General features: G+C 39.0%; 4 protein-coding genes. 1 reads left to right on the top strand and 3 read right to left on the bottom strand.

Going from position 1 to position 3,673, the window contains the following annotated elements; all coding sequences use genetic code 11:
* Nucleotides 1-247 precede the first annotated feature (247 nt).
* Genes CXF64_RS09220 through rph form a run of 3 tightly spaced genes read right to left on the bottom strand, consistent with a single transcriptional unit; the run spans nucleotide 248 to nucleotide 2,061 of the window.
* Nucleotides 248-628, bottom strand: coding sequence for a diacylglycerol kinase (locus CXF64_RS09220; protein ID WP_007583384.1), 381 nt, complete (start codon nucleotides 626-628; stop codon nucleotides 248-250).
* A gap of 56 nt (nucleotides 629-684) precedes the next feature.
* Nucleotides 685-1,329, bottom strand: a complete 645-nt coding sequence (gene pyrE / locus CXF64_RS09215; RefSeq protein ID WP_007583381.1) for an orotate phosphoribosyltransferase — start codon at nucleotides 1,327-1,329, stop codon at nucleotides 685-687.
* Between the two features lie 18 nt (nucleotides 1,330-1,347).
* Nucleotides 1,348-2,061: a ribonuclease PH gene (gene rph, locus CXF64_RS09210; RefSeq protein ID WP_002958890.1), complete on the bottom strand. Its 714-nt coding sequence runs from the start codon at nucleotides 2,059-2,061 to the stop codon at nucleotides 1,348-1,350.
* A gap of 179 nt (nucleotides 2,062-2,240) precedes the next feature.
* Between rph and CXF64_RS09205 the strand changes: the two genes are divergently transcribed.
* On the top strand, nucleotides 2,241-3,101 hold the full coding sequence (locus CXF64_RS09205; RefSeq protein WP_002958889.1) for a YicC/YloC family endoribonuclease: 861 nt from the start codon (nucleotides 2,241-2,243) through the stop codon (nucleotides 3,099-3,101).
* Nucleotides 3,102-3,673: the final 572 nt, after the last annotated feature.

Here is a 3,673-nt window from a genome sequence, read left to right as displayed (position 1 = left end):
AGAAGATTTAAAACCGAAGTTTTATTTAACTCTCTGAGTTGTTCGTGCCTCGCTATGCGTTGGCGTTTCCCGTCTCAGTGGGGTCGCATTATAGGGAGATCCGAAAACAGATCAACCATTTTTTGAAGAAAACTTGAAATAAAGTGCTGTTCGCTGAGTATTTGAGCTAAACGCTCAAAAACACAACTAAACTAGCAAATTATTAACAACTAAAGGTGTTTAAACTTCACAAATATTAAAAGTGAGCTTAAACGATCTTCATATAAAGACTTACACCCCATATGATCAATACGATCGTTAATGAAAGTGTTACGGCTGCAGATCCCATATCTTTGGCTCTACCTGACAATACATGCAATTCTGTACTTACTCGATCTGTTAATGCTTCAATGGCAGAGTTTAGCAATTCAACTATTAGAATAATAAGCAGTGAGCTAATTAGTATTGCCCAGTGTAATAATGATGAAGCAAGCCAAAATGAAGTGGGGAATAATATAAGGCTTAGTAATAGCTCTTGTCTAAATGCAGCTTCTTCTTTAAATGCTGCTTTAAAGCCAAGATAGGAGCAATAGGTTGCTTTGAAAACGCGTTTGAGGCCTAAGCCATTTGGTTTTAATACATCTTTCATTAATAAACTCTATGAATGAAGGTCAAAATAAAGCCCCGCACTGCGAGGCTTTTTATTTATGCTACGCCGTATTGATCACGGTAAGCTTTAACTGAGGCTAAATGCTCGCCCATCGTCCCTTGGTTTTCAAGGTAACTAATAAGGTCTGCTAATTTTACAATAGAGATTACTTTGGTATTAAAGTCGCGTTCAACTTCTTGAATAGCTGATAACTCGGCTTTACCTTTTTCTTGGCGATCTAATGCAATTAAAACACCACTAAGGTCTGCACCATTTTGTGCAATAATTTCCATGGACTCACGAATAGCGGTACCTGCGGTAATTACATCATCAACTAGCATTATTTTGCCATTGAGTTCTGAGCCTACTAATGTACCACCTTCACCGTGTGCTTTTTTCTCTTTACGGTTAAAACAGTACGGTACATCTTTATCATGGTGATCTGCTAATGCAACTGCCGTCGTTGTCGCGATTGGGATACCCTTATACGCGGGGCCAAATAGTACATCGTACTCTATCGCTGAATCTTCTAGTGCTGATGCATAAAAACGACCTAAACGTGCTAGGTCACGACCTGTATTAAACAAACCGGCATTAAAAAAGTAAGGACTTATGCGCCCAGACTTTAAAGTAAACTCACCAAATTTTAATACCTGCTTCTCTAGAGCAAATTCTATAAACTCTTTTTGATAATCTTTCATATCTAGTGGCCTACCTATTTATGCTAATGCTTGCTTTTGTACGTCAATGATTTCACGAATAGAATGTTTAGCTAAAGTAAGTAACTCATCTAGCTCATCAAACGAGAAAGGTTCGCCTTCGGCTGTACCTTGAATTTCTATAATTTTACCTGTTTCGGTTAAAATTACATTCATATCAGTTTCTGCTGCTGAATCTTCAATATATTCTAAATCGCTAATTGCTTGGCCTTTGTATATACCTACTGAAATAGCCGCAATCATATGTTTAAGTGGGTTTGAATTAATCATACCCTTGGCACGCATATGCGTTAGCGCATCAACAAGTGCAACACATGCACCACTTATAGAAGCAGTACGTGTACCGCCATCTGCTTGAATTACATCACAGTCGATAGTGATTGTGTTTTCGCCAAGTGCTTTTAAATCAACAGCAGCACGAAGTGCACGTGCAATTAAACGTTGAATTTCCATAGTACGACCGCCCTGCTTACCACGTGCAGCTTCTCGAGCATTACGCGTATGCGTTGCTCGCGGTAACATACCGTATTCAGCATTGATCCAACCTTTACCCTGACCTTTCATGAAACGAGGAACGCCCGATTCGACAGTAGCTGTACAAAGTACTTTGGTGTTACCAAACTCAACAAGTACTGAGCCTTCAGCATGCAAAGTATAATTACGTGTAAATGTAACAGGTCTAATTTGGTTAGGTGTTCTTTCGCTTGGACGCATTGACGATCCCCTTAATTCAGAATTTGCGACATTATAAGTGTATGTGGGTATAGATACCATGCTGATTTAAATAAATAGCTGTATGCAAAATATTCAGTGTATTAAATTTTCCCTAGAGCTTAAGCGGTGTTACGGTATAATCATCGTAATATTGTATTTATAAATTTAGGAAAATATCCATGATCCACAGTATGACAGCTTATGCGCGTCGCGAAATAAAAGGCGATTGGGGAACTGGCACTTGGGAAGTTCGTTCAGTGAACCAGCGTTACCTTGAAACATTTATTCGCGCACCAGAGCAATTTCGTGGCATGGAGCCAGTTATTCGTGAGCGTTTACGCAAACACTTACAACGCGGTAAAGTTGAGGTTTTTTTAAAGTTTGTAGCAAATCCTGCCCATGTTGGTGAGCTATCAATTAACCAAGCCCTTGCTGAGCAACTTATAAATAGCGCGAAATGGGTTCAACAGCAAAGTAATGGCGACATTAATCCTGTTGATATATTACGTTGGCCTGGTGTTATGGAAGCTGAAGAACTTGATATGGATAGCGTTAATACAGCACTAATTGCTGGTCTTGATCAAGTAATCGAAGATTTTAAATCAGCTCGTGGCGATGAAGGTGCAAACCTTGAAGAAATGATAGCAATCCGCCTTGATGCGATTTTAGAGCAAGTAGAAATTGTAGAAACGCACATGCCTGAGATTGCTAAGTGGCAACGTGAAAAACTGGCTCAAAAGCTAGAAGACTTAACAGCAAACATTGACGAGTCGCGCCTTGAACAAGAACTTATTTATCTTGCTCAAAAACAAGATGTAGCTGAAGAATTAGATCGTTTAAAGTCTCACGTTAAAGAAACTAAAAAAATCCTTAAAAAAGGTGGCGCATGCGGCCGCCGCCTAGATTTTATGATGCAAGAATTTAATCGTGAAGCTAACACGCTAGCATCTAAGTCTATCAATAGTGACATCACTACTGCCGCTGTAGAGTTAAAAGTATTGATTGAACAAATGAGAGAACAGATTCAAAATATTGAATAGTTTTCAGCCAATTATGGCATATTCATAACTTATCAAAACCCGGGCTAGGCTCGGGTTTTTTATTAATACCAATAATATTTTGAATGTTGTTACCAAGCATCTTCGTCTAATGTGAGATTCTCACCTCCAAATCACTCTTTATTTTAGTCATTAAAAAGCCCGACTAAGCTCGGGCTTTTTGGTAACAATTAGCTAGGCTAATAATTACGCTTTGAACGTTACTACAACACACCTACGCCTAAAGTAAGAGCGCCACCTTCATATGACACTTTATTCTAGACATTAAAAAGCCCGAGACTAAGCTCGGGCTTTTTGATAACAATTAGCTAGGCTAATAATTACGCTTTGGACGTTACTACAACGCACCTACGCCTAAAGTAAGAGCGCCACCTTCATATGACACTTTATTATAGACATTAAAAAGCCCGAGACTAAGCTCGGGCTTTTTGGTAACAATTAGCTAGGCTAATAATTACGCTTTGAACGTTACTACAAAGCACCTACGCCTAAAGTAAGAGCGCCACCTTCATATGACACTTTATTCTAGACATTAAAAAGCCCGAGACTAAGCT

The organism is Pseudoalteromonas sp. GutCa3, assembly GCF_002836155.1.
GTDB classification, from domain to species: Bacteria; Pseudomonadota; Gammaproteobacteria; order Enterobacterales; family Alteromonadaceae; genus Pseudoalteromonas; species Pseudoalteromonas arctica.
Note: the sequence above shows the minus strand (reverse complement) of the source record. Positions and strands in the feature narration are given on the sequence as shown.

Excerpts from the sequence above, each read along its gene's own strand:
- rph (WP_002958890.1), bottom strand. The coding sequence starts at position 2,061 with ATGCGTCCAAGCGAAAGAACACCTAACCAAATTAGACCTGTTACATTT.
- CXF64_RS09205 (WP_002958889.1), top strand. The coding sequence starts at position 2,241 with ATGATCCACAGTATGACAGCTTATGCGCGTCGCGAAATAAAAGGCGAT.
- pyrE (WP_007583381.1), bottom strand. The coding sequence starts at position 1,329 with ATGAAAGATTATCAAAAAGAGTTTATAGAATTTGCTCTAGAGAAGCAG.
- CXF64_RS09220 (WP_007583384.1), bottom strand. The coding sequence starts at position 628 with ATGAAAGATGTATTAAAACCAAATGGCTTAGGCCTCAAACGCGTTTTC.